29 protein-coding genes and 1 tRNA gene are annotated in these 25157 nt (G+C 64.7%); 10 read left to right on the top strand and 20 right to left on the bottom strand.

What is annotated here, in order from left to right; genetic code table 11:
- Positions 1–7 precede the first annotated feature (7 nt).
- The 7 genes from SO156_RS21685 to SO156_RS21715 all read right to left on the bottom strand — a co-directional run bounded on the left by SO156_RS21685 (position 8) and on the right by SO156_RS21715 (position 8634).
- Positions 8–1267, bottom strand: coding sequence for an MFS transporter (locus tag SO156_RS21685; RefSeq protein WP_498536188.1), 1260 nt, complete (start codon positions 1265–1267; stop codon positions 8–10).
- Between the two features lie 65 nt (positions 1268–1332).
- Positions 1333–2301, bottom strand: a complete 969-nt coding sequence (locus tag SO156_RS21690; RefSeq protein ID WP_458143985.1) for an ABC transporter ATP-binding protein — start codon at positions 2299–2301, stop codon at positions 1333–1335.
- Entirely contained in the window at positions 2298–3278 is a 981-nt protein-coding gene (locus SO156_RS21695; protein ID WP_498536189.1) for an ABC transporter ATP-binding protein, read from the bottom strand. The genes SO156_RS21690 and SO156_RS21695 overlap by 4 nt, the downstream gene beginning before the upstream one ends.
- Positions 3278–4207, bottom strand: coding sequence for an ABC transporter permease (locus SO156_RS21700; protein WP_458143989.1), 930 nt, complete (start codon positions 4205–4207; stop codon positions 3278–3280). Before SO156_RS21700 ends, SO156_RS21695 begins: the two co-directional genes overlap by 1 nt.
- Positions 4173–5132, bottom strand: coding sequence for an ABC transporter permease (locus tag SO156_RS21705; RefSeq protein WP_458143991.1), 960 nt, complete (start codon positions 5130–5132; stop codon positions 4173–4175). Before SO156_RS21705 ends, SO156_RS21700 begins: the two co-directional genes overlap by 35 nt.
- A gap of 29 nt (positions 5133–5161) precedes the next feature.
- On the bottom strand, positions 5162–6955 hold the full coding sequence (locus SO156_RS21710) for a peptide ABC transporter substrate-binding protein (protein ID WP_498536190.1): 1794 nt from the start codon (positions 6953–6955) through the stop codon (positions 5162–5164).
- A gap of 260 nt (positions 6956–7215) precedes the next feature.
- On the bottom strand, positions 7216–8634 hold the full coding sequence (locus SO156_RS21715) for a M20 family metallopeptidase (protein WP_498536191.1): 1419 nt from the start codon (positions 8632–8634) through the stop codon (positions 7216–7218).
- A gap of 267 nt (positions 8635–8901) precedes the next feature.
- Here SO156_RS21715 and SO156_RS21720 point away from each other — a divergent pair, with 267 nt between their 5' ends.
- The 3 genes from SO156_RS21720 to SO156_RS21730 all read left to right on the top strand — a co-directional run bounded on the left by SO156_RS21720 (position 8902) and on the right by SO156_RS21730 (position 11264).
- The gene (locus tag SO156_RS21720; protein ID WP_458143997.1) at positions 8902–9873 is read left to right on the top strand and encodes a S1C family serine protease; all 972 of its coding nucleotides are present in this window, start codon (positions 8902–8904) and stop codon (positions 9871–9873) included.
- 37 nt (positions 9874–9910) lie between these two features.
- Positions 9911–10981 (top strand): phospholipase, encoded by a 1071-nt coding sequence (locus tag SO156_RS21725; protein ID WP_458143999.1) that lies wholly within the window; start codon positions 9911–9913, stop codon positions 10979–10981.
- An 82-nt stretch (positions 10982–11063) separates the two neighbouring features.
- Positions 11064–11264 (top strand): hypothetical protein, encoded by a 201-nt coding sequence (locus SO156_RS21730; RefSeq protein WP_027522122.1) that lies wholly within the window; start codon positions 11064–11066, stop codon positions 11262–11264.
- A 76-nt stretch (positions 11265–11340) separates the two neighbouring features.
- Here the strand turns inward: SO156_RS21730 and SO156_RS21735 are convergent, their stop codons facing one another.
- The 3 genes from SO156_RS21735 to SO156_RS21745 form a co-directional block, all read right to left on the bottom strand.
- Positions 11341–12003, bottom strand: coding sequence for a DsbA family protein (locus tag SO156_RS21735; protein ID WP_498536192.1), 663 nt, complete (start codon positions 12001–12003; stop codon positions 11341–11343).
- Between the two features lie 134 nt (positions 12004–12137).
- Positions 12138–12617 carry a PaaI family thioesterase gene (locus SO156_RS21740; protein ID WP_458144003.1) on the bottom strand — a complete coding sequence of 160 codons (480 nt, stop codon included), beginning with the start codon at positions 12615–12617 and terminating at the stop codon, positions 12138–12140.
- A 4-nt stretch (positions 12618–12621) separates the two neighbouring features.
- Positions 12622–13047, bottom strand: coding sequence for an acyl-CoA thioesterase (locus SO156_RS21745; RefSeq protein WP_498536193.1), 426 nt, complete (start codon positions 13045–13047; stop codon positions 12622–12624).
- Positions 13048–13145: 98 nt separating this feature from the next.
- Between SO156_RS21745 and SO156_RS21750 the strand changes: the two genes are divergently transcribed.
- A complete protein-coding gene (locus SO156_RS21750) occupies positions 13146–13700 on the top strand; it encodes a TetR/AcrR family transcriptional regulator (RefSeq protein WP_498536194.1) in 555 nt (184 codons plus the stop codon).
- A 42-nt stretch (positions 13701–13742) separates the two neighbouring features.
- Here the strand turns inward: SO156_RS21750 and SO156_RS21755 are convergent, their stop codons facing one another.
- Positions 13743–14237 (bottom strand): hypothetical protein, encoded by a 495-nt coding sequence (locus tag SO156_RS21755; RefSeq protein ID WP_458144008.1) that lies wholly within the window; start codon positions 14235–14237, stop codon positions 13743–13745.
- Positions 14238–14440: 203 nt separating this feature from the next.
- Between SO156_RS21755 and SO156_RS21760 the strand changes: the two genes are divergently transcribed.
- A complete protein-coding gene (locus tag SO156_RS21760) occupies positions 14441–14710 on the top strand; it encodes a PsiF family protein (protein ID WP_449379342.1) in 270 nt (89 codons plus the stop codon).
- A gap of 88 nt (positions 14711–14798) precedes the next feature.
- Entirely contained in the window at positions 14799–15884 is a 1086-nt protein-coding gene (locus tag SO156_RS21765) for an AbrB family transcriptional regulator (RefSeq protein WP_458144009.1), read from the top strand.
- Between the two features lie 121 nt (positions 15885–16005).
- Here the strand turns inward: SO156_RS21765 and SO156_RS21770 are convergent, their stop codons facing one another.
- Positions 16006–16545, bottom strand: coding sequence for a disulfide bond formation protein B (locus tag SO156_RS21770; protein WP_458144011.1), 540 nt, complete (start codon positions 16543–16545; stop codon positions 16006–16008).
- A 154-nt stretch (positions 16546–16699) separates the two neighbouring features.
- Here SO156_RS21770 and SO156_RS21775 point away from each other — a divergent pair.
- A tRNA-Leu gene (locus tag SO156_RS21775) sits at positions 16700–16784 on the top strand.
- Positions 16785–16969: 185 nt separating this feature from the next.
- Positions 16970–17203: a hypothetical protein gene (locus SO156_RS21780; protein ID WP_458144013.1), complete on the top strand. Its 234-nt coding sequence runs from the start codon at positions 16970–16972 to the stop codon at positions 17201–17203.
- Between the two features lie 34 nt (positions 17204–17237).
- Here SO156_RS21780 and SO156_RS21785 read toward each other — a convergent pair whose 3' ends face one another.
- Entirely contained in the window at positions 17238–18197 is a 960-nt protein-coding gene (locus SO156_RS21785; RefSeq protein WP_498536195.1) for an AraC family transcriptional regulator, read from the bottom strand.
- Between the two features lie 312 nt (positions 18198–18509).
- On the opposite strand from SO156_RS21785, the gene SO156_RS21790 reads away from it, so the two are divergent.
- Together SO156_RS21790 and SO156_RS21795 are read left to right on the top strand one after the other, a co-directional pair.
- Positions 18510–18752: a hypothetical protein gene (locus SO156_RS21790; RefSeq protein ID WP_458144016.1), complete on the top strand. Its 243-nt coding sequence runs from the start codon at positions 18510–18512 to the stop codon at positions 18750–18752.
- A 22-nt stretch (positions 18753–18774) separates the two neighbouring features.
- Complete coding sequence (locus tag SO156_RS21795) at positions 18775–19026, top strand: GCG_CRPN prefix-to-repeats domain-containing protein (protein WP_498536196.1); 252 nt, start codon at positions 18775–18777, stop codon at positions 19024–19026.
- 118 nt (positions 19027–19144) lie between these two features.
- Here the strand turns inward: SO156_RS21795 and SO156_RS21800 are convergent, their stop codons facing one another.
- The 7 genes from SO156_RS21800 to SO156_RS21830 all read right to left on the bottom strand — a co-directional run bounded on the left by SO156_RS21800 (position 19145) and on the right by SO156_RS21830 (position 25117).
- Positions 19145–19804 (bottom strand): hypothetical protein, encoded by a 660-nt coding sequence (locus SO156_RS21800; protein WP_498536197.1) that lies wholly within the window; start codon positions 19802–19804, stop codon positions 19145–19147.
- A gap of 120 nt (positions 19805–19924) precedes the next feature.
- Complete coding sequence (locus SO156_RS21805; RefSeq protein WP_498536198.1) at positions 19925–20602, bottom strand: hypothetical protein; 678 nt, start codon at positions 20600–20602, stop codon at positions 19925–19927.
- Between the two features lie 129 nt (positions 20603–20731).
- Positions 20732–20980 carry a hypothetical protein gene (locus tag SO156_RS21810; protein WP_458144105.1) on the bottom strand — a complete coding sequence of 83 codons (249 nt, stop codon included), beginning with the start codon at positions 20978–20980 and terminating at the stop codon, positions 20732–20734.
- A 243-nt stretch (positions 20981–21223) separates the two neighbouring features.
- Positions 21224–21997, bottom strand: a complete 774-nt coding sequence (locus tag SO156_RS21815) for a thioesterase family protein (protein ID WP_498536199.1) — start codon at positions 21995–21997, stop codon at positions 21224–21226.
- Positions 21998–22008: 11 nt separating this feature from the next.
- The gene (locus SO156_RS21820; RefSeq protein WP_458144026.1) at positions 22009–22977 is read right to left on the bottom strand and encodes an NAD(P)H-dependent flavin oxidoreductase; all 969 of its coding nucleotides are present in this window, start codon (positions 22975–22977) and stop codon (positions 22009–22011) included.
- Positions 22978–23131: 154 nt separating this feature from the next.
- Positions 23132–24532, bottom strand: a complete 1401-nt coding sequence (locus SO156_RS21825) for an aspartate ammonia-lyase (RefSeq protein ID WP_498536200.1) — start codon at positions 24530–24532, stop codon at positions 23132–23134.
- Positions 24533–24571: 39 nt separating this feature from the next.
- Positions 24572–25117 carry a hypothetical protein gene (locus SO156_RS21830; protein ID WP_498536201.1) on the bottom strand — a complete coding sequence of 182 codons (546 nt, stop codon included), beginning with the start codon at positions 25115–25117 and terminating at the stop codon, positions 24572–24574.
- Between the last annotated feature and the right edge of the window lie 40 nt (positions 25118–25157).

Consider the following 25157-nt stretch of genomic DNA (forward strand, 5'->3'; position numbering starts at 1 on the left):
CGTCTGATCAGGCGAGCTCCACGCCGCGGCGCTCGGGGATCAGCGCGAGCAGCGCCACGATGTCGAGGATGTAGAGCAGCGCGAGCCCGGCGATTGCGGTCGGGAAGCCATAGGCCGCGCTGACGATGCCGACCACCAGTGGACCGAAACCGGCGACCGCGCGACCGACATTGAAGAACACGTTCTGCGCGGTGGCGCGCGCCGCGGTCGGATAGAGCTCGCTCATCAACGCGCCGTAACCGCCGAGCATGCCGTTGACGAAGAAGCCCATCACGGCGCCGCCGACCAGCAGCGCCGTCGCGGCTGTCAGCTGCGCATAGACCACCACCATGATGGCCGCGCCCAGCATGTAGGTCAGGAACGCAGGACGGCGGCCTAAGCGATCGGCAGCGTGGCCGAACAGGAAGATGCCGAGCGCCATGCCGGCGATGGTGACCGATGTCCAGACCGCCGATTGCGTCAGACCATAGCCGAACCGCGTGGAGAGATAGTTAGGCAACCAGATCATGATGCCGTAGTAGCCGAAATTCTGCACCGAGCAGAGGATGATCATCCCGAGGCTGATTTTGGTCGTCTCTCTATCGGCCACGAGCGCGCGAAGCGAAGAGGCCGCATCCGTCGCTTTCGCCTTGTGCGCCATGAAGACATCGGGCTCGTGAAGTTTCCGCCGGATCACATAGGCGACCAGCGCCGGAAACACGCCGAGTGCGAACATCCCGCGCCAGCCGATGACGGGCAGCAGGATCGGCGTCACCAGCGCCGCGATGAGCACGCCGAACTGCCAGCCGAGACCGACATAGGATGTGGCCCGCGCGCGTTTCTCAGCGGGCCAGGCCTCCGCCACCAGCGCCATGCCGATGCCGAACTCGCCACCGAGACCAATGCCGGCGATGGCCCGGTAGGTCAGGAGATCCCAGTACCCCTGCGCGAATGCGCAGAGGCCAGTGAAGATCGCAAACAGCACGATGCTCCAGGTCAGGACTCGGACCCGGCCAAGCCGGTCCGACAGCATGCCGAAGACGAAGCCACCGAGCACTGCGCCGACCAGCGTCCCCGTCACCAGCGAGGCGGCCTGGGGTTGCGTGAGATGGAGGTCCTTCGAAATCGCGCTCAGCATGAAGCCGAGGATGAGAAGGTCGAACCCATCCATGGCGTAGCCCAGCGCCGAGCCCCACAGCGCCCGGCGTGCCAGGGCGTCGACATCCCCTGCACGGGATGCGAGCGGTGCTTCGGCTCCAGTGAGACTAACGCCCGGCATCTGGCTCATTGCTCCCCCGCTCCCAGACCGACACCGCTGAGATCGCGTCCCCCATTACGGCCGCACCCTACACCTCAGACCAGATGACACGCCACGGCGTGACCGCTCGCCCCCTCCTTCAGCTCCGGCGCGCTCTCCGAGCAGCGCGGCTGGGCAATCGGGCAGCGGGTGTGGAAGTGGCATCCCTTTGGCGGATTCATCGGGCTCGGCACGTCGCCCTTCAGGCGGATGCGGTTGCGCTTGAGCTTGGGGTCGGGCACCGGCACCGCGGAGAGCAGCGCCTGCGTATAGGGATGCTGCGGATGGCGGTAGAGATCGCTCGCTTTCGCCAGCTCGACGATGCGGCCGAGATACATCACGGCGACGCGGTCGGAGATGTGCTCGACCACCGAGAGGTCGTGCGCGACGAAGAGATAGGTGAGGTTCAGCTCGGCCTGGAGGTCCTCCAAGAGATTGATCACCTGCGCCTGGATCGAGACGTCAAGCGCGGAGACCGGCTCGTCGCAGACGATTAGCTTCGGCTCGACCGCGAGCGCGCGCGCGATGACGATGCGCTGGCGCTGGCCGCCGGAGAATTCATGCGGGTAGCGGCGCATGTGCTCAGCCTTCAGCCCGACCTTCACCAGGAGGCCCGCGACGCGCTCCTCGCGTTCCTTGGCCGATGAGGCAAGGTTATGGATGGTGAAGGCCTCGCCGAGGATCGCGCCGACCGTCATGCGCGGATTGAGCGAGGCGAACGGATCCTGGAACACGAGCTGCATGTTCCGCCGCATCGCGCGCAGATCATTGCCACTGAGCTTGCGCACGTCCTGGCCGTCGAAGGTGACCTCGCCTTCGGTCGGCTCGATCAGGCGCAGCACGCAGCGGCCCGTCGTGGACTTGCCGCAGCCGGATTCACCGACGAGACCGAGTGTCTCGCCGCGATTGAGCGAGAACGACACGCCGTCGACCGCATAGACGCTGGCGACCTGACGCGACAACAGGCCGCCGAGCACGGGAAAATGCTTCTTGAGCCCGGAGACGCGCAGCAAGGGTTCGCTCATGACGCGTCTCCCAGATGACAGGCCATGCGGTGGCCGGGCGCGATTTCGCGCAAGCGCGGCTCCTTCTCGGTGCAGATGCTCATGGCGTGGCGGCAGCGCGGCGCAAAGCGGCAGCCGACCGGTGGGTTGATCAGGATCGGCACCGAGCCGCCAATCGCCTCGAGGCGCGTCTTGTGCTCGCTGGCGAGATCGATGCGCGGGATCGAGCGGATCAGGCCTTGCGTATAGGGATGACGGGGATCGCCGAACAGGTCGTCGACGAGCGCCTCCTCGACCACCTTTCCGGCATACATCACGACGACGCGCTGCGCAGTCTCGGCGACGACGCCCATGGCATGGGTGATCAACATCACCGCCATGCCGAAGCGCTCCTTCATGTCCTGGAGCAGGTCGAGGATCTGCGCCTGGATGGTGACGTCGAGCGCTGTGGTGGGCTCATCCGCGATGACGAGCTTGGGCTTGCAGGCGAGCGCCATCGCGATCATCACGCGCTGGCGCATGCCGCCGGAGAACTGATGCGGATAGTGATGCACGCGGCCTTCGGCATTCGGGATCTGCACCAGCTTGAGCATCTCGATGGTGCGCTCGAGCGCCTGCTTCCTGGTCACCGCCTCATGGCGGCGCAGGCTCTCGGCGATCTGCTCGCCGACGGTCAGAACCGGATTGAGCGAGGTCATCGGCTCCTGGAAGATGAAGCCAATCTCCTTGGCTCTGATATCATCGAGCTGCTGGCTCGTCAGCGGCACGAGATCGCGGCCCTCAAAGATGATCTCGCCGGCCGCGATGCGGCCGGGCGGCATCGCGATCAGCTTCAGGATCGACATCGCGGTCACGGTCTTGCCGCAGCCGGATTCGCCGACGACGCAGAGCGTCTCGCCCTTGTTGATCGAGATGTCGACGCCGTCGACGGCCTGCAAAATGCCGTCGTCTGTCGAAAAGTGGGTCTTGAGACCTTTGATTTCGAGCAGCGGCGCCATCAGATCACCCGTCGCGCATCGAGCGCGTCGCGCAGGCCGTCGCCAATGAAGTTGATGGCCACCACGGCGATGAAGATCGCGCCGCCCGGAAACAGCGCCCAGTGCGGGCCGATGTCGAGAAAATCCTTGGCATCATAGAGCAGCCGTCCCCAGGTCGGGGTATCCGGCGGAAAGCCGAGGCCGAGGAAGGACAGCGTCGATTCCGCGATGATCGCGGCCGCAACATCGATGGTGCCGGCGATGATCACGGGACCCACGGCATTGGGCAGGATGTGCCGCACCACCTGCCGCACCGGGCTTGCCCCGAGCGCGCGCGCCGCTTCGACGAACTCCTTCTCGCGGATCGACAGGAACTGCGCGCGCACCAGACGCGCGACAGGCATCCAGCGCAGGCCGCCGATGACAAGCACGATCAGAATGAAGATGCCGCCTTCGGGACCGAACATCGCCTTCAGCCCATCGCGGAAGAGATAGATGAGCAGCAGCAAGAGCGGCAATTGCGGCAGCGACAGGAAGAGGTCGGTGAGCCACATCAAGCCATGGCCGAGCGCGCCGCGCGACATGCCCGCGAGCGCGCCGATCAGCGTGCCGACGAACACCGAGACCAGCATCGCGGCAAGGCCCACCGCAAGCGAGATACGGCCGCCATAGATCATGCGCGCCAGGAGATCCTGGCCGAGATCATCGGTGCCGAAGGGATGGGCGAGCGACGGCCCCTGCATGCCCGCCACGATGTCGATGTCGTTGATCTTGACGTGCCAGAGGAACGGACCGATCAGCACGGCGAGGATCAGCACCAGCAGCAGGAACGTGCTGATCACGGCCATCCGGTGGCGGCGAAAACGCCGCCACGTCTCGCGCCAGGGCGAATAGACGGCCCGCTCGGGAGCCTTCTCAGCGGAGGGAGATGCGAGGGTCAAGCCAGCCATACAGGACGTCCGCGATGAGATTGAAGAGCACAACGAGACACGCGAAGACGAAGGTGACGGCCATCACCACGGGCGTGTCGTTGGCGAGAATGGAGGAGATCAGCAGCGAGCCTATGCCGGGGATACGGAAAATCTGCTCGGTGACGATGGCGCCGCCGAACACGGCCGGCATCTGCAACGCGATGAGCGTCACGACCGGGATCATCGCATTGCGCATCACGTGCTTGACGATCACCTTCGCCTGGCCAAGTCCCTTGGCGCGCGCGGTCGTGACATAGTCAAGCCGGATCACGTCGAGCATGGCCGAGCGCACGAAACGAGTCATGGACGCCGCCTGGAACAGGCCAAGCACGGCTACCGGCATGATCGCCTGCCGGATCATCTCCAGCACCCAGCGGATGCCGGTCGCGTTAATGTCGGTGGAATAGACCAGCGGCAGCCAGTCCAACGTGACCGAGAAGATCAGGATGAACAGAATGCCGGTGAAGAAGGTCGGCAGCGAGAAGCCGACGAAAGCGAGCGTGTTGGCGATCTGGTCGAACAGCGAGTAGGGCTTCGTCGCCGCGTAGACGCCGACGGGGATCGCAACCAGCAACGCGAGGATCTGCGCCGAGCCGATCACATAGAGCGTGGCCGGCAGGCGCTGGAGGATGAGCTGGTCGACGTTCATTCGGCTGACGAAGGAGAAGCCCCAGTCGCCATGCGCCATGGCGGAGAGCCAGTGCAGGTAGCGAAGATAGATCGGATCATCGAGGCCGAACTTCGCCCGAAGTGCGGCAGCGACTTCGGGCGGCACGTTCGGATTGGTCGCCAGCTCCGAGAACGGATCCCCCGGGGCAAGCGCCAGAACCACGAACAGCACCAGCGAGATGCCGAGCAGGCTCGGAATGGCGATCAGCAAGCGACGCAGGACATACTGACTCATAGGAAAAGATCCCGTCTATGCCCTCGCGATCATACCTCCCGGTACCAGTCGAACAGGTTGTCGGTCTCGTTGGCCCAGCCGCTGATGATGCACGCCAAATTGTTGGCGGCGGCTTCCACCTTGAGGCGATGCTGCACGGGGATGAAGACGACCTCCTTGATCAGGAGATCATTGGCCTTGATGTAGAGCTCCGCGCGCTTGAGCGGATCCATCTCGGCTTCCGCGGCCGCGATGATCGCGTCGTAGTCCTTGTTGGCCCAGCGCGAGAAATTCGGGCCCTGCCACTTGTTCTCCTTGGTCGCAACGTTGTCCGACGTATAGCGGCGCATGTGCTGCGCCGGATCCGGCTGGCTCATGGGGATCTGAAACATCTCCATGTCGGCATAGAACTTCGGATAGGTGTCGGGATTGCCGACGTCGGAGGAGAAGAACACGGAGGCGACGACCGATTTCAGCTCGACGTCGATGCCGGCCTTCTGGCAGGCTTGCTTGACGATGGCCTGGGTTTTCTGGCGCGGGCCGTTGATCGAGGTCTGGTAGAGGAGCTTCAGCTTCTTGCCGTCCTTCTCGCGGATGCCGTCCGCGCCGGGTTTCCAGCCGGCGTCATCCAGCATCTTCGACGCCTTCTCGATGCTGAACTCCCAGGTGTTGTTCTTGGAGACGAACTTTTCTGGACCGTTGAGGAAGTTGGCCGTGGTGCGGCCGGCGCGGCCGTAGATTGCCTTCTTGACCGCTTCGCGATCGACCAGCAGCGATAGCGCCTTGCGCACCGCGGGATCGGAGAACAGCGGATGCTTGGTCTTCATCGAGGAGCGCTCGCCGTCCACCTCGGTGTTGGGATCGGTCGAGTTCAGCACGATGAACTCGGTGTCGCCACCGACAGCGTAGACCGCCTTGCCCTTGCCGCCCTTCTCGAGCCGCAGCAGCACGTCGTCTTCGACCTGAATGTTGTAGCCAAAATCATATTCGCCGGTCTGGATCACCGCGCGCGCCGCCGAGACGGCATCGCCGCCGCCCTTCATCTCGAGCGTGTCGAAATAGGGACGGTTCGGCATGTGATAGTCGGGATTGAGCTCACCGCGAACGAGATCGCCCGGCTTGAACTCGATGAATTTGTACGGGCCGGTACCGACGGGCGAGAGGTTGTTCGGCGCTTCACGGGATTTGGCGCCCTTGTAGGCTTCAAACAAATGCTTGGGGATGATCGGTCCGACCGCAGCGCCGACGAAGGCGTCGGCCCAGAACGGGGTCGGCTTGGGAAACAGAATACGGACCGTGAGATCGTCGACCTTCTCGACCTTGATGTCGCGATAGACTGCGATGCTCGTTGCTGCCGTGGCAGGATCGCTGGCGTATTCCCAGTTGAACACGACGTCGTCGGCGGTGAACGACTTGCCGTCGTGCCATTTGACGCCGGGCTTGAGCTTCCAGGTCACCGACTTGCCGTCGGCGGCGAGGCCGCCGTTCTGGATCGATGGGATCTCGGCGGCAAGAACGAGCTTCATATTGCCGTCGGGATCCCAGCAGCCCAGCGGCTCATAAAAAAGGCGCGAGCCATCCTGATCCTTGGTGCCGGTGGCGAAATGCGGATTGAGCAGGGTCGGGCCCTGCCACCACAGCAGCTTCAGCGCGCCGCCGCCGCCACGCTTGGTGGGCTTGTAGGTTGAGGGTCCCTCGGCCATAGCGACGCCGCCGAGCGCGAGAATCTGGTTGGCCAAAGGCGCGGTCAGGCCGACAGCGGCCATGCGCTTGATGAAGGCGCGGCGATCCATCCGGCCGTCCGCCACCTTGTCGATCATTGCACGCAGTTTCTTGTCCAGCATGGTTGTCCCCCGTCTGGTTCCGGTATGGATGCAGGCGGCCGCAAGGGCGGCCGCCCGGTTAGCTGGCGGTAGATGGCACACCGAATGGGGCGCGCGTCAACTGCGACCGTGTGTATGCAAACGGTCTTCTGGCTGTCGCTTGGGCAAAACTCTGTTCCGCCGCTCAACCGTTCGGCAATTCGGCGGCAAAACGCCCGCTAATCAACGCTGCACTGCGAAAAATATGTTCGGCAGATCAGACGAAGTAACGAGACAGAATTCTACACCACGGACATATCCAGCGGTGGCGCAACATGGTCCGGCAGCGGACAGACATAAGGTGTCTTGGCCGTGCGCTTCTTCAGGTCTGCTTTCGCAGCCTTGATCAGCTCCGGCTCCGTGAGCGCCTTGATGCCGAGACCGGCCATCGCCTTGGCGGCCTGAACCATCGCTTTGTGGGCGTGCGGGCTCTTGCCCTGCGCCACCACCTGCCAGGTGTGGAACGGCGTGCCGATTGCAACCGTCGGTGCGTGGACCTGCACCGTCGGCACAACCCAGCTCACGTCACCGACGTCGGTCGAGCCGACCAGCGGATTACGCTTGGCATCGAGCGGCACGAGGAAGTCGGCGAGCGGCCGCTCCGTCTGCTCCATGCCGATCGCGTAATAGACCGAGGAGATGTCCTTGTCGCTCAGCGTGGCGCGAATCTGGCCGGCGAAATTCTTGTCGGCATCGTCGAAATGCGGCGGCCCGAGCTCTTCCATGACCCGGTGCAGCGCCTGCTCCAGCGGCGCATTGGGCAGGATGTTGGAGACTGCGGAAATGATCTTCATCTCTACCTTGGTCTCGGTCATCAGGGCCGCGCCCTGCGCGATCTTGCTCACGCGCTCGACCAGCTCGTTCATGCCGGGCAGATCCCGAGCACGAATGGAGTAGCGCACGCGGGCATGGGCCTGCACCACGTTCGGCGCGATACCGCCGGTATCGAGCAGCGCGTAGTGCACGCGCGCGTCGCTCGGCATGTGCTCGCGCATGTAGTTGACGCCGACATTCATCAATTCGACCGCGTCGAGTGCGGAGCGACCGAGATGGGGCGAAGCCGACGCATGCGAGGTGCGGCCGGTGAAGATGAAGTCGGCGCGCGTGTTGGCGAGCGACGGCGTCACCGCCACTTCCCAGAAGCTGTGGGGATGCCAGGTGATGGCGATATCGGCGTCCTCGAAGGCACCGGAGCGCACCATGAAGGCCTTGGCCGCGCCGCCTTCTTCGGCCGGACAGCCATAATAGCGCACGCGGCCAGGCACCTTGTGCTCGGCGAGCCAGTCCTTCACCGCGGTCGCCGCGAGCAGCGCGGCAGAGCCGAGCAGATTGTGACCACAGCCATGGCCATGACCGCCGGTCTCGACCGGACGATGCTCGGCAACACCCGCCTCCTGGCTGAGGCCCGGAAGCGCGTCATATTCACCGAGGAAGGCGATGACCGGGCCGCCCTCGCCCCACTCGCCCATCAGCGCGGTCGGAATGCCTGCGACATTCTCGGTGATGCGGAAACCCTGATGATGCAGCTCGGCCAAGTGCTCGGCGGCGGAGCGCGCCTCGGTGTAGCACACCTCCGGCGTTCCCCAGACCCTGTCGCTCAAGTCGATGAAACGCGCCTTGATCGTGTCAATGCCACGCCAGATATCGCTGCGGTTGTCCATGCTTCGGTCCGTAATCCCTTGGTCAAAACGAGAAGCGGCAATGGTTAGCAGCTTCGCTTCAGCGCGCCTAGCACCAGCCGGGACACCTGCCATGCGACCGAAGCGGCTCGTGAGTTGTGACACCAATTTCATCAATTCGCGTTGGCCGTCTGTTCCAACGGTCTTTCAAGACCGCCCTACGAGGCATACATTAACGGTGCTTCACGCCTTGCTCGTTGCCGCAAATGCTGGAACGCCAGGCCAAGAGACTCTCAAGGAGAGAACTCCATGCCCGCTTTGACCGAATGGAGGGTGCCGCCGGCACATCAACCGCATGCTGGCGACTACGGGTTCGATCTCGACCGCGCGCTCTCCTCCGTCGTCGGCCTGCATTCCATCATTCCGGCGGACGCATTCAGCGCCGAGACGCTCGGCACGGAGCGCGCTGGCAATGGTATCGTGATCGATGACGGCTTGGTGCTGACCATCGGCTACCTCATTACCGAGGCGGAAGCGGTGTGGCTGCATCTTGGCGACGGGCGCGTGATGCAAGGCCATGTGCTGGGTTTCGACCAGGTCACCGGCTTCGGCCTGGTGCAGGCGCTCGGCAAGGTCGACCTCGCACCTGTTCCGCTCGGCTCATCGGCCAAGACCAGGATCGGCGACCGCGTCGTGGTCGGCGGCGCCGGCGGGCGCACGCGGTCGGTCGCGAGCCAGATCGTGGCCAAGCAGGAATTCGCCGGCTACTGGGAATATCTTCTGGACGAAGCGATCTTCACCTATCCCGCCCATCCGAACTGGGGCGGCACGGGGCTGTTCAACGATCGCGGCGAGCTGATTGGGATCGGCTCGCTGCAGCTCGAGCGCGAGCGCGATGGCAAGGCCGAGCACGTCAACATGGTCGTGCCGATCGACCTGCTCACGCCGATCCTGGACGATCTGCGTAAATTCGGCCGTGTCAACAAGCCGGCGCGGCCCTGGCTCGGGCTGTTTTCGACCGAGATCGATCGCCGCGTGGTGATCATCGGCATCTCCTCGAACGGACCTGCGGCACGGGCCGAGCTCAAGACCGGCGACGTCATCCTGGCCGTCGATGGCGAGAAGGTGACGAGCCAGACGGGCTTCTATCGCAAGCTGTGGTCGCTCGGCACGGCGGGCGTCGACGTGCCCCTGACGGTACACCACGAAGGCGTCACCTTCGACGTGACGGTGACCTCGACCGACCGCATGAAGCTGTTGAAGGCACCGAGGCTGCACTGATCGAGGCTGCGCCAAGGCAGGACAGGAACGCGAGCCGATGAGCGAGGCCGTGGTAGACGACATCGTGGCCGTGCTACCGCCATTGCTCGATGCGCTGGACGCGCTCGGCTTCGTCGCGCGGCACCTGCACCCGCCGAACTTCGACTCCGTCATGACCGCGATCGGAACGCCGGATGAGACCTTGCAGGCCGCGCGCTCTGCGCTTGGCGAATGGCCACAGGCCTTTGCCGACATGCGGGAGCTGCTGGATCGAGCCTGCGACGAAGCACTCGCGGCGTTTGCCGGCTTGCGGACGGTTCAAGCCGGCAATGGCGATATCGTCGCCGTCTTCCGCGCGCTGCGACACGCGCCGCGCGCGCTGGAAGCGCTCTATCCGCTCGCCCGAAAGTTTCCGCCGGTGAGCAGCTTCTTTCTCAACGCCGAGATGCGCGCGGACGAAAGTCTCTTGGGCCGGCTGGCCGCGCCCGCCACCGGGCAGACGGGCATCTTCCATCGTAACAACGAGCCCGGCAGCCGCGGCGGCTACTCGCTCTACGTGCCGGAATATTACACGCCCGAGCGGTCATGGCCGCTGGTGATGGCGCTGCATGGCGGTAGCGGCAATGGCCGCGGCTTCCTGTGGAGCTGGCTGCGCGACGCGCGCAGCGCAGGCGCGATTCTGGTGGCGCCGACCGCGACGGGGCCGACCTGGGCGCTCATGGGCGAGGACACCGACACGCCGAATCTTGCGCGCATCCTCGAAACGGTCCGCGGCCTCTGGAATCTCGACCCGTCGCGAATGCTGCTGACCGGCATGAGTGATGGCGGCACGTTCTGCTATGTCAGCGGGCTCGATCAGGCATCACCGTTTACGCATCTTGCGCCGGTGTCGGCAACATTCCATCCGCTGATGGCGGAGATGGCAGACGGCGCTCGCCTGCAAGGCTTGCCGGTCTTCATCACCCACGGCCGGCTCGACTGGATGTTTCCCGTGCAGGTCGCGCGGCAAACGCAGTCAGCCCTGTTTGCCGCTGGCGCAGACGTCACTTATCGCGAGATCGACGATCTCAGCCATTGCTATCCGCGCGAGATCAATGCGGAGCTGTTGCAGTGGCTGAATGACGGGTGAACAGGTCGTCCTTATCCTCGCCGCACTGACCGGGAACTCTTGTCCTGCACTGAACGTTATTGCCGGTCACCGGAGGTTCACTATGAGAGTTTTGTTCGGAATGATCCTGGGCGCGCTGCTGCTTGGCATCGGCGTCTACATTCACGACTCGATGCAGACGTCTGCCAACAGCGAGGTCGCTGCAACCAGTCGCACCATCGTCAACTGGGACGTCGCGAAGGCCGATTGGGACGCGCTGGTGGACCGCGCGCACAAGGACTGGGTCAGAATTTCGTCGAAGTAACGGCTTGCGCTCAGCAAGCCATCGACAAGGCGCCGTCGCGATTCGCGACGGCGCCTTTGTCTTGCTGCGCGGTAACTCAGTTGCTCTTCCCTGCCTTCGCCTTGCGTGCGTCCGCGATCACCTGCTCGAACTCGGCCGTGGTGAGCACGCCGGGCACGCGGAATTTGCCGACGATGAAGGACGGCGTGCCGCGGAAGCCGAAAGCCTCGGCCTGATCGTTGTTGCGTTTCAGGATCGCGTCGATGTCCTTGGCGCGGCCGGCCAGATCGCGCTTCAGGCGATCCATGTCGACGCCGGCGCCCGCCAGCAGTTCGTTGATGCGCGGCTCGGTCAGGCGCGAATTCACGCCCATCATCGCGTCGTGCGCCTGGTCGTACTTGTCCTGGAATTTGGCCGCGAGCGCCGTCCGAGCCGCGGTCACCGAAACCGGTCCAAGGATCGGCCAGTCCTTCAGCACCAGCCGGACCTTGCCGTCGTCCTGGACGATCTGGCGCAGCTCCGGCTCGACGCGGCGGCAATAGGGACATTGATAGTCGGACCATTCGACGATGGTGATGTCGCCGTCGCGGTTGCCGATCACGGGCACGTCGGGATCGCGCAGCACGGCCGCTTCAGTCAGGATCGTATCGTCATCGCCCGTCGCAGCGCGGCCGGGGCGGAGGCCGCCTGCGAGTACCGCAGCGGCTCCAATCAGCGCAAGCGCCTCGCGACGCGTCCGTTTGTCTTCAAGCCCGATCATAAACCCGTTCCAATTCGACCGTTTGGCGCTTCTACGGCCTGAGGCGCAGAAGCGTTACGCTACCCAGCATATAGAGTGCCCCGCCGGTATTAACAGCCGAAAAATCCGTATGCGGGCCATCCCGCCCGCTCGGCTCAGGCGGCAGGGCCGGCCTGCACCTGTACGGGCGCCGCGCCGCGGCGGACCAGCGCCATCAGCGTGGCGGTCATGGTCGCAACCAGCGTCGTCGCACCGTCCTGCCGCGCGAAGGCCTTGGCCTCGCAGAAAGTGAGCGTGCGGCCCGGCTTGACCACCTCGGCCCTGAAGACGAAGCCCTCGCCGCGCGCCGGCGCGACCAGGTTCGTCTTGAACTCGACGGTGAGGATGTCGGCCTCGCGCGGCATCAGGGTGAAGGCGGCAACGCCGCAGGCATTGTCAAGGCCAGCGGTGACGATGCCGGCATGCACGAAGCCGTTCTGCTGGGTGAAGCCGGCCGCATAACCCATCGCCAGCTCCGCCTCGCCCGGCGCAAGGCGCACGAGCGAGATGCCGAGCGTGCGCATCGCCGGCTGGCCGTCGAACAGACGGGCTGCGGCCGCGCGAAAATCAGGATTCTTAGGCTCGAAGCTGGCCATCTCGTCACGCCATGACCGGCTCGGAGAGATGTCGCATCGCGGTCTCGCGGATCGCAATTTCGAACGGCGTCGACTTGCGCGCCTCCCGGTTCATGTGCACGGCGGTGATCTCGCAAGTTGCTGATATCTCGCCCGTCTCGACGTTGCTCATCTCGTGCCGGAAGCGGATCGATTTCTCGCGGACCTCGAGGAGGATGCTGCGGATCTCGACGATGTCGCCGGCGAGCAACTCGCGTTTGTAGGTGATGTTCTGCTGCACCGCAGCCATGCCGCGGCCGGAGGTGCGCAGATAGCTCGGCGTCAGCCCGAGGCGCGCGAACAGATTCCAGTTGGGCTCGTCGAACTTGCCGACATACCACATGATGTTCATGTGGCCGACATGGTCGCATTGCCACGGATAGACCGTACCGCGATAAGTCGCCTCCTGCATCGCCGTTTCTCGCCTTTGATTTTTGATACGGTAGCGTATCAGGCCCGTGACGGGTTAGCAATACGGTACCGTATCAAACCTCGATGAGAGACGAATTCATGAGTGATGCCAAAGGCGATGTCTGGGTCGAGGCCGCCTTCGCGGAGCTTGCCCGCACTGGGATCGAAGGCGTGCGGGTCGAGGTAATCGCGAAAAATCTGGGCGTCACCAAGGGCGGCTTTTACCGCCGCTTCGCCGACCGCGCCGCACTGCTTGGCGCGATGCTGGAACGCTGGCGCGAGGGGCGTACGGAAGCGATCGCGCAGCAGACGAGTCTCGAGGGACAAAGCGCGCGCGAGCGGCTGAAGGCGGTGATCCAGCTTTATTCCGAACGCGTGAACCCGGCCGCCATGGCGATCGAGCTTGCGATCCGGCAATGGGCGAGATCCGACGAGACCGCGGCGTCAGCGGTGGCAAGCGTCGACGCGGCGCGCCTCAAACATGTCGCGGAGCTCTATCGCGCAACGGGCCTCGGCGCCGATGAGGCCGATGCGCAGGCTTTCCTGTTCTACTGCTTCGTGTTCGGCCAAAGCCTGCTCTTCGTCGAGCGTGGCCCGCGCAAGCGGGCGCAGATGATTGCAAAGTCGGCCGAGAAGCTGCTCGCGACCGACTGAGCGGCCGGAGTGTCGCCCCGGCCGCTCAGATTACTTCAAAGCTTAGGCTGCACCCTTCAGGCGCTTGGTGCATTCGCTGTAATAGCCGCCGCCCTTCTGGATCCACTTCAGTCCGCCATTGGCGTTGGTCGCCTTGTTGGCGTTGTACTGGTCGACGCACGTATGCATGCGTGCCTTGCCGGCGGTCTCCTTGCTGTATTTCGGATCGACCGCGTTCGGGAAGGTCGCGGGGCCGGTAGCAGCAGGCGCTAGGGCGGGAGTCGCGGGCGGAGCGGCTTCTTTCTTCGCCTGCTTGGGCTCGGCCGGAGCTGCCGGGGCCGCCGGCGCGGCAGCAGCGGGAGCTGCGGCTGCGTCGGCGCCGCACTGCGCCTTCCGGAAATCATTCCATTTCATGCCGCCCAGCGTGCCGTCCTTTTTGGCCGCCTGGTACTTGGCGCTGCATTCCTGTGTGGTCAGCGCCTTCGCCGGCGCGGTCGCGAGCAACGCTGCGACGCTGGAAGCCGCAATTGCGCAGAACAATTTTGCCTGAATGGTCATCCTTCGTCTCCTCCTTAGATCTGCCCCGGGGGAAGCAAATTGGGATCACTATCCTAGCGTGTCGGGAGCGGCCGACAAGGAAGTGATGACTTTCGCAGCCAAAATTTAGTGATCGCGATGCGCCGTCCATTCATGTGGCGTTCAGCAATGCGGGCCGACGTTCTCCGCCCTTGTTCAATTTCGCAAACACAAGAGTGCAACACATGACCCTCGCCTCGCGCATCGCCGTCGTCGCCCTCGCCTCCCTGTTCGCCACCGGCACTGCCTTCGCGCAGACCGCGGCGCCGGCCGCCAAGAGCGATACTGCAGCCACCACAACCGACAAGAAGGCGCCGAAGCAGCACTCGGCCGAATCGCTCGAATGCTCCAAGCAGGCGGATGCCAAGGGTCTGCACGGCAAGGAGCGCAAGAAATTCCGCTCCGAGTGCATGAAGGAAGCAAAGGCCGGCACCGCCGCCCCCGCCGCGAAGTAATTCCGTCACATTCGCCCCTAGAGGCGCGCGCAATGCGGCATGACATGACCGCAATTGTGCGCGCCTTTCCGATTTGCCATAAGGCGGTGTGAAGCAGATCACCGCCTCCCCGCCCTTTGAGCTGCCGTCCCGCGCCAAGATCTTGAGCGCCGTCGAGACGCTCGTCATCGGCGCAGTCGGCGGACTGGTTTTCCTGTTCGCCAATCTGCCGGGCGGACTGATCTCCGGCGCCATGATCGCGGTCGGAATCGCCGCGATCGCCGGCCGCCCGCTCGCGGTACCGCCGATCCTGACGCAGACCGTGCTGGTGCTGCTCGGCATCTCCCTCGGGTCCGTCGTTTCGCGTCACCTGATCCAGCAGGTCAGCGCCTACCCGTTGACGATCGGACTGCTGGCGCTCGCGACGTTCTGCTCGACCTTCGGCTCGAGCTATTACCTGCAACGCATCCATGGCTGGGACCGTACCTCGGCTTTTCTCGCCGGAAGCCCAGGTGCGCTGTCGCAGATCACGATCCTGGCGGTCGAACGCGGCGCCGACCTGCCGGGGATCGCGGTGGTGCAGACCATGCGCGTGATCATCCTCACTGCGGCGCTGCCGATGGTGCTGGCGATCGGAGGCGTCGCGCCCTCGGCGGCACCGTCGTTGACGACCGCGATCGCCTCGCCGTTCGAGCTCCTGATCCTCGTCGTCGCCTCGCTCGCGCTATCGCTCCTGCTGCGGCTCGCCAAATTCCCCGCGAGCTGGATGTTCGGTGCGATGATCGCCTCCAGCGTGCTGCACGGAGCGGGATGGGTCGAAGGCGGCCTGCCGAACTGGGTGCGCGGCGTGGCGCTGGTCGGTATCGGCGCGCTGATCGGCAGCCGTTTTGCGCGGATGAAGGTCAAGACCCTCGCCGGCCACATCAACGCGGCGCTCGGCTCGTTCGCGATCGCGATTGCGATTTCCGGCATCTTCGTCGCGATCGTCGTGCTGACGACCCATGTGAAATTTTCCGACATCATCGTCGCATTCGCGCCGGGCGCGATGGACGCGATGCTTGCCCTGGCGCTGACGCTACACATCGACCCGATCTTCGTCGGCGCACATCATCTGTCGCGTTTCGTGTTCGTGACCATCGCAACGCCCGGCATCGTGCACCTGTTCGGACGCACGCAGGATGACGTGGATGATTAGGTGTCAATCCTCATCCTGAGGAGCGCGCCCGTGGCGCGCGTCTCGAAGGATGCAGGCCCGGATGCGGCAACGGGGCCTTCATGGTTCGAGACGCTGCGCGAAGGCGCAGCTCCATGTGGGGCTAGCTTCTTGCGGTTTTGACAAATCCCCAGGCAGCGATCGCCGCCATCGCGAGCGAGATCAGCACATTGTAGCCAGCAAGCGAGAGGCCGAGGAAGCGCCACTGCACCTCGTCGCAGCGGACCACCTTCACCGTATCGAGCCGCGACAACAGATCCTTGGCGCTACCGAGATTAACAACAGGGCCGGAGCAATCGGTCGGCCCCTTCCAAAAACCCCACTCGACACCGGCGTGATAGGTGCCGAGGCCGGCATTGGCCAGCGTCGCCAGCGCGAGCACAGCGAGTCCGGCAAGCAGCAGCGGTCGCGGCGCGCCGGCTTTCGCGGCAAGCGCCGTCAGCGCGGCGAGCGGGATCGCCAGGTAATAGGCGTAGCGCTGCTCGAGGCACAGCGGACACGGCAGGATCTCAAGCACCAGCTGGAAGAACCAGGCACCCGCGATCGTCGCCGCCGCAATCAGGGTGACGGCCGCCGAAGCCGTCAGCGCGGGACTGGCGGCAGCCGGGCTGAACGCTGGTATTGCAGCACTTTTCGACGTCACGGCAGCCTCTGAGCGTGTAGGATCGGCCTAGCCTCTAGCCTCCGTCGAAGCCCCTGTCGAGAACGCGCGGGATCACTTTGGCGCGGGTTGACCCCGCCCTTTCCATGGCTATAGTCCGCCGGCTTCGCGACGCCCAGCCACGGGCCGACCGAGGGCCCCTGTGGCGGAACTGGTAGACGCGCTCGACTCAAAATCGAGTTCCGCAAGGAGTGCTGGTTCGATTCCGGCCAGGGGCACCACGCTTCGCCCTTTCGGGCTTCGTGTGGCGCAGCCATGCGAGGCCGAAAGTTCGAAGCGTGTCCGGCGAAGCCTCTTGGCGAAGACGGACCGGCTCGCCGCTCTTCTCGTAGCGAAGCGACTCCCTAGCAATCATCTAGTCCGCCTATATTCTCCTCCCGTGGGTCTCCTCGCAGCGAGCAGTGTGATGGCCAGACGACGCGCGACCGAAGCAGAGCCCGGCGACATCCCCCGCTATTTCGTCTGGGTGCGCGGGCTCGAAGGGCCCGAGCCGCAGAAATGGATGGCGATGGATTTCGGCGTCGATGGCTGGAAGCGGGCGCAGGTGCTCGCCTATCTCGAGCTGCCGGAAGAGGAGCGGCATCTGTCGCTGTCTATGCTCGCAAGGCGCTATCCGCCACCGCGGGGGGACGCATCGTAGGGTGGCAGCTAACCCACCTTACCAGAGCGAACACTCACCTCCCCCTCGCCGCCGTCGGCGTCAGGCCGAAGCGCCGCCGGAAGGAGCGGTTGAAGTAGGAGAGATCGTTGAAGCCGCAAGCGAACGCAACGTCGCTGATGCGCCCCTCGCTACGGGCAAGGAGATCGGCGGCCTTGCGCAGCCGCAGCTCGTTCAGGCGCGCGGTGAAGCTGGCGCCGGCCTCAAAGAGCAGCTCGTTGACATAGCGCTCGGAAAGGCCCGCGGCTGCGGCGAGCTTCTGCGCGGAAAAATCCGGTTCGTGGAAACGCGTTTTCAGGACCGCCAGCGCGGCCTGGAGCCGCACGGCGCGCAGGCCCCGCCGCCTGGCGGCGGACGCGATGTCGGTGCGTGCGCCCAATCCGAGCGCCGCGAGATCCAGCAGATGCCCCGCAATCGCCATGCCGGCCTCGTCGACGGCGGCGGGATGGCGCAGGAGGAGGTCGCTGTAGTCCATCGCGAGCGACAGCGCCCCGCCCGGCGCGAGCTCCTGCCCGACCAATTCATCGACGTCAGCGACCATCGTGCGCAGCGTCGCGACCGGCAGATGCACGTTGATGAAACGCTTGTGGTTCGTGCCGTCGGCGGCGAAGAACGGCTCGTCCAGCTTGAGCAGCACCATCGATCCCGGCCGCAGGGTGATCTCGCGGCCACGGTGACGCACAGAGGAGGCGGGGTCACCGGTATTGCGTACGAGGCAGAAGCGGTCGTCCCCAGTCTCGATCACCTGCCGCTTCTCGCGCCGCACGGTGACGAAGCTGCCGTCGCAGCGACCGAGCATCGTGGTGCCGATGTGGATCGAGTTCATGGCGGCGCGAAACGGCACGTCGGATGCCGGGTCGAGCTCACCGGTATTGGAAAAATGCTCGAACAACTCAGCAAAGCGGATGAAGCGCTGCCGCTCGGACAGGCCCTGCGGCAGCATATCGGTCGACAACGCTTTCCGGACGACGGGCATCGGGGAAGGTTTTTGGGGAAAGGATTTTTGAAGAGAGACTTGTGAAGACTGGCTGGCAAGAAACGGAGCGAACTAAAGGGCGCGAACCTGCTGGACGCGGACTGAACGGCCGGTGAATGCGCCCCGTGAGGCTATCAGCACGACGACGTGATTTGAACAGCGCCGATCAGTCCAAACCCGAAATCGTTCGACGCCGGACAGTCCAAGACGGCTTGCTGGCAAGGACCTTATTCAGGCCTCGGATGCGCCGGGCCCGGCGCCTCCCGGCATCCGGGTGGCCGCAGCCTGACGCCCGCTGGAGGAGACAACGACATGCGAACTTCTCTACCCCGCAGCCTCGCGCTCGGCGCGGCGATCGCCGCAAGCCTCGGCATCGGCTACGCAATCGGCGCCCAGCCGCACATGGACGAGAGCGTCACGATCCTGCAACAGGCCCGCGTCGAACTCGCCAAGGCCGAACCGAACAAAGGCGGCCATCGCGAGAAGGCGCTCGGCCTGATCGACCAGGCGATCGCCGAAGTGCGCGCCGGCATCGCCTTTGCCGCCACGCATTGAGCCGCCGCACGGAGGACAGCACATGTTGCGACACACCTTGGCGGCCGCGTTCGCGCTCGCCGCGATCACCGGCTCCGCCCAGGCCGTTCCTCTTGCCCCGGTCGGTGCGCCCACGACGAGCGACATCGTCGCGGTGGCCGGCGGCTGCGGCGCGGGCTGGCATCGCGGCCCGTATGGGGGCTGCCTGAGGAACTATGCCAACCCCGCCGCCCACGCCTGCCCGCGCGGTTATCACATCGGCCCGAATGGCGGTTGCCGCGGGAACGGAAGGTAGGGCGTCTCGGCTCTCCCCGCGCGATCCGCGGGGAGAGCATTATCGCCGTTGAATGTCGCGCTGCCGGCCAGCCCAGGGAGATGAGCCGAGCGGGCGGCTCGTTCGCAGGTCGTATGCGCTAATCGTCATCGTCACCGCCGAACGGCCTGATCTGCGGGAAGCCGCGATTCTGCAGATAGCCACGGCGCGGCCCTGAGTCGAATTGTTGGACATCGGCATCTTCGCGAACGCTGCGTGCGACGTCGTCCCAGTCAGTCCGATCGCGCATATCCCGCCCTTCGTAGCGGCGGCGCTCGGCCCAGCGCTGCCGTCGCTCGGCGCGATGCCGCTCCGATGCCGCGCGCTTCACGTCGGCGTCCTTTGCTTTCGCATAGGCATTGTCCGGCGAGACAGGCTGCTCGGTCGAGGCTTGCTGCTCCGCAGGGTTTGCAGGCGTAGCTTGTGTGTTCCCCGGCCGGGATTCATGGCTTGCAGCAGGTTGTGTCGACGGCGGCGCGGACGGCTCGGCATTGGCCGTGGCGGTCGGCGCCTCGGCCTGAACGGAGGACGCGACCACGGCGCCGAAGACCTGCGATCCCGTGAGGTATTGCACGCGCTCGGACGGCGCATTGGTCGTTGCCATCGCCCCTTCATGACGCTCCAGCTTGGCCGTGTCGGAGTCGTGCTTGGGCGCGATCGGGTTCATGATGTTGCCGGCGACGATGCCGCCGCCAAGACCGACGGCGATGGCCGCGACGATGGTTCCTCCACCGGCGAAATAGGCTGTCAAAGCGCGCATCGGTCCACTCCCTCTTTCGAGCGAGCAACGCATCGCGCAATTTGATGTTCCGGGAACGAAGCGGCGTTCGGGAAAAACGCTACGGTTCCGCCGCCAAGCGCGGAACTTACGAGCTACGCATTAGATCTGCTCGGCGACCTTCTCGAGCCCGATGATGCGGGCGAGCTTGCGCACTTCCTCTTTCTGGTCATCGCGCAACTGGAATAGCAGCGGCATCGCGGCCGACTTCAACTGCTGGACCTCATCGCAGTTCGGATCGATGGGCACGCCTTGCACCTGCGGATTTGAAAGCTTGTTCGCCTGGATCTTGCGCGCGACGTTGCGCAGCGCGGTCTCGACGGAGGGCCAGTAATATTCCTGCGACGACGACAGCTTCAGCCGGTCCTTGATGCCCGCGATCTGCACGTCGGAAAGCAGCGAATAGGATTTCTGCGGCTGCGGCTTGGCGACCACCTTCGGCTTGGCAGGGGCGTCGATCGCTGCGGCCGGTGCCTCGGACGCACTCGCCTTCGGCGCCGGAGGGAAATCGGATGGCGTGGCGGCAGCAAAGGCCTGGCGCAGCGCCTCGGTGACAAGAGGCCTGTCGACCGGCTCGACGGCGGCGGAGGCCAGAGCGAGTGTCGGAACGTTCAGCCGATCGGCCTTGCTGGTGCGGTTGGCGGCGACCGGCGTGGGGGCGACCTGCGAGACCATGTCGCCACCCGCGGCAGGCACGCTGTCACGGCCGAAAATGGCGACGGCAGCGGCGCCGAGAACCAGGAAGCAAGTCAGGACGACGATGGTGATGGCTTTAGACAAACGTCTCTCCGCGCCCCGCTCTCGACGACTCGATGCCCCGAAACTGGGCGGGAATTAAGGCCTAACCTTGCTATTGCAGCGGAAAAACGCTGGGACGACCGCGACATCGCATTAGAAAAATCAACGAAATCAGGCAGCTAACGCCAGGTCATAGGCGTCCTGGATGTCGGCGACGATCTCGGAGGCTTCCCAAACCGCACGCGGCTCGACCGCCTGGAGCGTCACCGTCCAGTTGCCGCCGCGCCGGGTGCGGGGCACGCTGAGGATGTCGAAGCGCACGTTGCGGCAGAGCGGATGACGGGCGAGCGCATGCGCCACGCGGACGCGGATTTCATCCAGCGTCGCCGACGTCTTTGCGTTGAGAAAATCGTAGTCCATCGCCTGTCCCCTCTTCGTGCCCATTGGCGGCTTCGAGGGGGGATTCTGGGAGCGCGATGGTTAATGCTGCGTTAAGTGGGCAAGCCGACAGGATTGCGTGGATAGCGAATACGGCTGTCGACATTTTGCAGAGGTCTGGGATCGCGTCGCGTCCATCGTTGCGCCGACACCGCAGGTGTCATCGCCCGGCTCGACCGGGCGATCCAGTACGCCGAGGTTGAGACACGTGCGTCGCGCAGCCACTCATCGCTTCTCGATCACCAGGCTCTGCACTGCACGGCCGAAATAGCCTTGCCGGTCGGCGAGCCGTGACATCGCAAGGCCCGTGCCCTCGGCGCCGATCCAGGATTCACCGTCGAGCAAAATCCAGTCGCCAACCGGCTGCCGTGCAAAGCCCACGGTGAGGTCGGCGTTGATATAGATCCAGGCGCGAAAATCGAGTGTCGAGGCGGTGCCGTTGGAGAAATCGGCGGCGACGACCGCGCGCATGGCCTGCGAGACGGCTTGTCCCTCGATCAGCGGCTTGTCGACGCGAAACCAGATCGCACCGGCACCGGCTTGGCCAAAGCGGCCACGCGCCGCGCGCATCGAGACCGAACGCACGAACGGGCTGGTGGCAGCGTGCCCGTCCTCGACCAGCGACCGCTCCGGCGGCGGCAGGGTCACCGGCAGCTCCTTGACATCATCGGGCAGCGTCAGCGCCTGCCGCCTGATCTTCAGCACAGTCGCGCCGACCACGACCACGCCGTCTGCCAGGAGCTTGATGCCGCACAGCTGGATCTTGCGGCCTTCGCGCAAAATTTCGGTCGCGATCGTGAGGGGCGCCACAGGAACCGGACGCATTAAATCAATAGTGACACGCGCAATGTCCATCGGCACTGAGGTCGCCATCCGCTCGGCCGCCCACACCACGAGCGAGGCCGGCGCCGAGCCATGCTGCATGCGCGGGTCCCATGGACCCGCAGCATCAGGACTGGTGACGACGCTGTTGCCGTCGACGCGGTAGATGGCGTCCATTGCCGGCGCCATCACAGCGGCGGATCGGTCGCTTCGTCGTATTCCTTCTTGAAGCGCGCGATCAGCTCGGCGGCGGGTACGATTCCCTCGACGCTGCCGATGCCCTGACCCGAGCCCCAGATCTCCTTCCATGCCTTCGGCTTGGCGCGCTCGCCGGACGCATCGGTGCCGAAATTCATCTTGGAGGGATCCGATGTCGGCAGGTTCTCCGGGTCCATGCCGGCGGCGAGGATCGACGGCTTCAGGTAGTTGCCATGCACGCCGGTGAACAGGTTGGAGTAGACGATGTCATCCGCCGTGGAGCCCGCGATCATCTCCTTGTACTTCTCGACCGCATTGGCCTCCTTGGTGGCGATGAAGGCCGAACCGATATAGGCGAAGTCGGCGCCGAGGATGCGCGCGGCGCGAATCGCCTTGCCGTTGCCGATCGCGCCCGACAGCGCGATCGGGCCGTCGAACCACTTTCGCGTCTCGGCAACGAAGGCGAGCGGCGAGATCGTGCCGGCGTGGCCGCCGGCGCCGGCCGCGACCAGGATCAGGCCGTCGGCGCCCTTCTCGATCGCCTTGTGCGCGAACTTCTGGTTGATCACGTCGTGGAAGACGATGCCGCCCCAGCCATGCACGGCCTGATTGAGCTCCTCGCGCGCGCCGAGCGAGGAGATGATCATCGGCACCTTGTACTTGGCGCAAAGCGCCATGTCGTGATCGAGCCGGTTGTTCGACTTGTGCACGATCTGGTTCACCGCGAACGGTGCGGAAGGACGCTCGGGATGCGCGCGGTCATAGGCCGCGAGCTCTTCAGTGATCCGTGCCAGCCATTCGTCGAGCAGCTCCGGCGGTCGCGCATTCAGCGCCGGGAACGAGCCGACCACACCCGCCTTGCACTGCGCGATCACGAGATCGGGCACCGAGATGATGAAGAGCGGGGAGCCGATCACCGGGATCGACAGGCGCCCTTTGAACAAGGCAGGCATGGACATTGCGAAACGATCCTCTATTGGCGGACGAATTGAAGGTTGGGCGCCATACCAACAAGGCAATCTTTCCACTGTCAAGTATTGCGTTCACGCCGTCCGGCGGACGCCATTACCGCAATTCCAAGGCGCGGAATTCGCCACCCGGATGCGAACGCGCTCACTCCGTCAAATCAGGATTGATCAGCCGCTCGAACGAGAACATCTCGTCCCATTTTTCCTGTGTCAGCAGCTTGCGCTCGACCACCACGATCTGGTGCAGTGACTTGCCGCTCTTGTAGCCCTCACGGGCGATCTCGGCGCACTGCTTGTAGCCGAGCAGCGGCTTCAGCACCGTGACGATGCCGAGCGAGTTGAGCACCATGTTGCGGGTGTGCTCTTCGTTGGCGGTGATGCCGACGATGCAGTTCTCGCGCAGGCTGTTGACCGCGCGCTCCATGGTGCGAATCGAGAAGAACAGCGCGAACGAGATCACCGGCTCCATCACGTTGAGCTGGAGCTGGCCCGCGGAGGCCGCCAGCGTCACCGTGGTGTCGAGGCCGATGACGAGGAAGCTGGTCTGGTTGACGACCTCGGGGATCACCGGATTGACCTTGCCGGGCATGATCGACGAGCCCGGCTGAAGCTGCGGCAGGTTGATCTCGTTGAATCCGGCGCGCGGACCGGAGGCCAGCAGGCGAATGTCGTTGCAGATCTTGGTGAGCTTGCTCGCGGTGCGCTTCAAGACGCCGGAAAGCTGCACATAGGCACCGGTGTCCGACGTCGCCTCGACGAGATCGCCCGCGAGCACGAAGTCGACGCCGGTCAGCGCGCTCAGGTGTCTGACGGCGAGTTTGGGATAGCCGACCGCGGCCGTGACCGACGTGCCGATCGCGGTGGCGCCGAGATTGATCTCGCGCAGCAGTGCGCGAGCCTCCGAGATGCGATCGACCTCCTCGCCGATCGTCGTGCCCCAGCCGCGGAATTCGGCGCCGAGCGACATCGGCACGGCGTCCTGGAGATGCGTGCGGCCCATCTTCAGCACGCGATCGAACTCGCGCCCCTTGGCGAAGAACGCCTCCTGCAACTGCCGCAGCGCCGTCATGTAGCTTTCGAGCCGCAGGATCAGTGCCAGGCGGAAGGCGGTCGGATAGGTGTCGTTGGTCGACTGGCCGTAATTGACGTGATCGTTCGGGCTGACATGCTGGTAGTCGCCCTTGCCGAAGCCGAGCGACTCCAGCGCGAGGTTGGCGATCACCTCGTTGGCGTTCATGTTGGTCGAGGTGCCGGCGCCGCCCTGGATGAAGTCGGTGACGAACTGATCCATCATGTCGCCGGCGATGACGCGCTCGCAGCCGAGGATGATCGCGTCGGCGACCCTGGCGTCGATCGCGCCAAGGTCCCGATTGGCCATCGCGGCGGCCTTCTTCACGTAGCCAAGCGCCTTCACGAAGTAAGGCTCCTGGTTCATCGGAATGCCGGTGATGTGGAAGTTCTCCTTCCCGCGGATGGTCTGGACGCCGTAGTAGATGTCGTCGGCGATCTCACGCTGTCCGAGGAAGTCCTGCTCCGTACGGCTCATAGGCGCTCCTTATGGTTTGCTTGCGCGCAGGTCATCGCCTCAGTTCTGGCACAGCGCGCTGGTGACGAACGTATCGGTACGGCAGTCATCCGGCTTGCGGGTCCTGCCGGGAATCAGGACTTTTGCCGAGCAGCTTTGCGCGGAGTCCGCGTTCAAGCTCTTGCCTTCCTTATGGCCTTTGCCTTGGCAGAGCCTGTCGGCAGCTTGCTTGCAGTCGGGCGCGCCGTTTGACGAGGCCGGGCAGGCCACGCGCCCCGACACCATGGCCGATGGCTTTGCCATGCGCGACAGATCGTCGATGGTCTCGCTCGGACTTTTGATCGGCGGCAGGATCGAGGGCAGCTTGTCGAACAGCTTGCCCATTTCGTTGATCAGACCGGGATTCTCCTCACGCGCCGGTAACGCTGGTGCAGCGGGAGTTGATTGGGGCGGCGGCGCCTGCGACCCGGCCTCTTGAAGGCCGAGCGGCGAAGCGGGGGCCGTTGACTGTGCCCATCCGGGCCCGGAAGCGCCAGGCAGAAGGAATAGCGCCGCTGTCACAATTATCCGGAGTCGCGTGACCGGGTTGCCGGATCGAACCATCATGGCCCAACCGTAGCCGAAGGCGGCGCGCCGGCAAAGCGCC

The sequence above is a fragment of the Bradyrhizobium sp. UFLA05-125 genome (genome assembly GCF_059803515.1).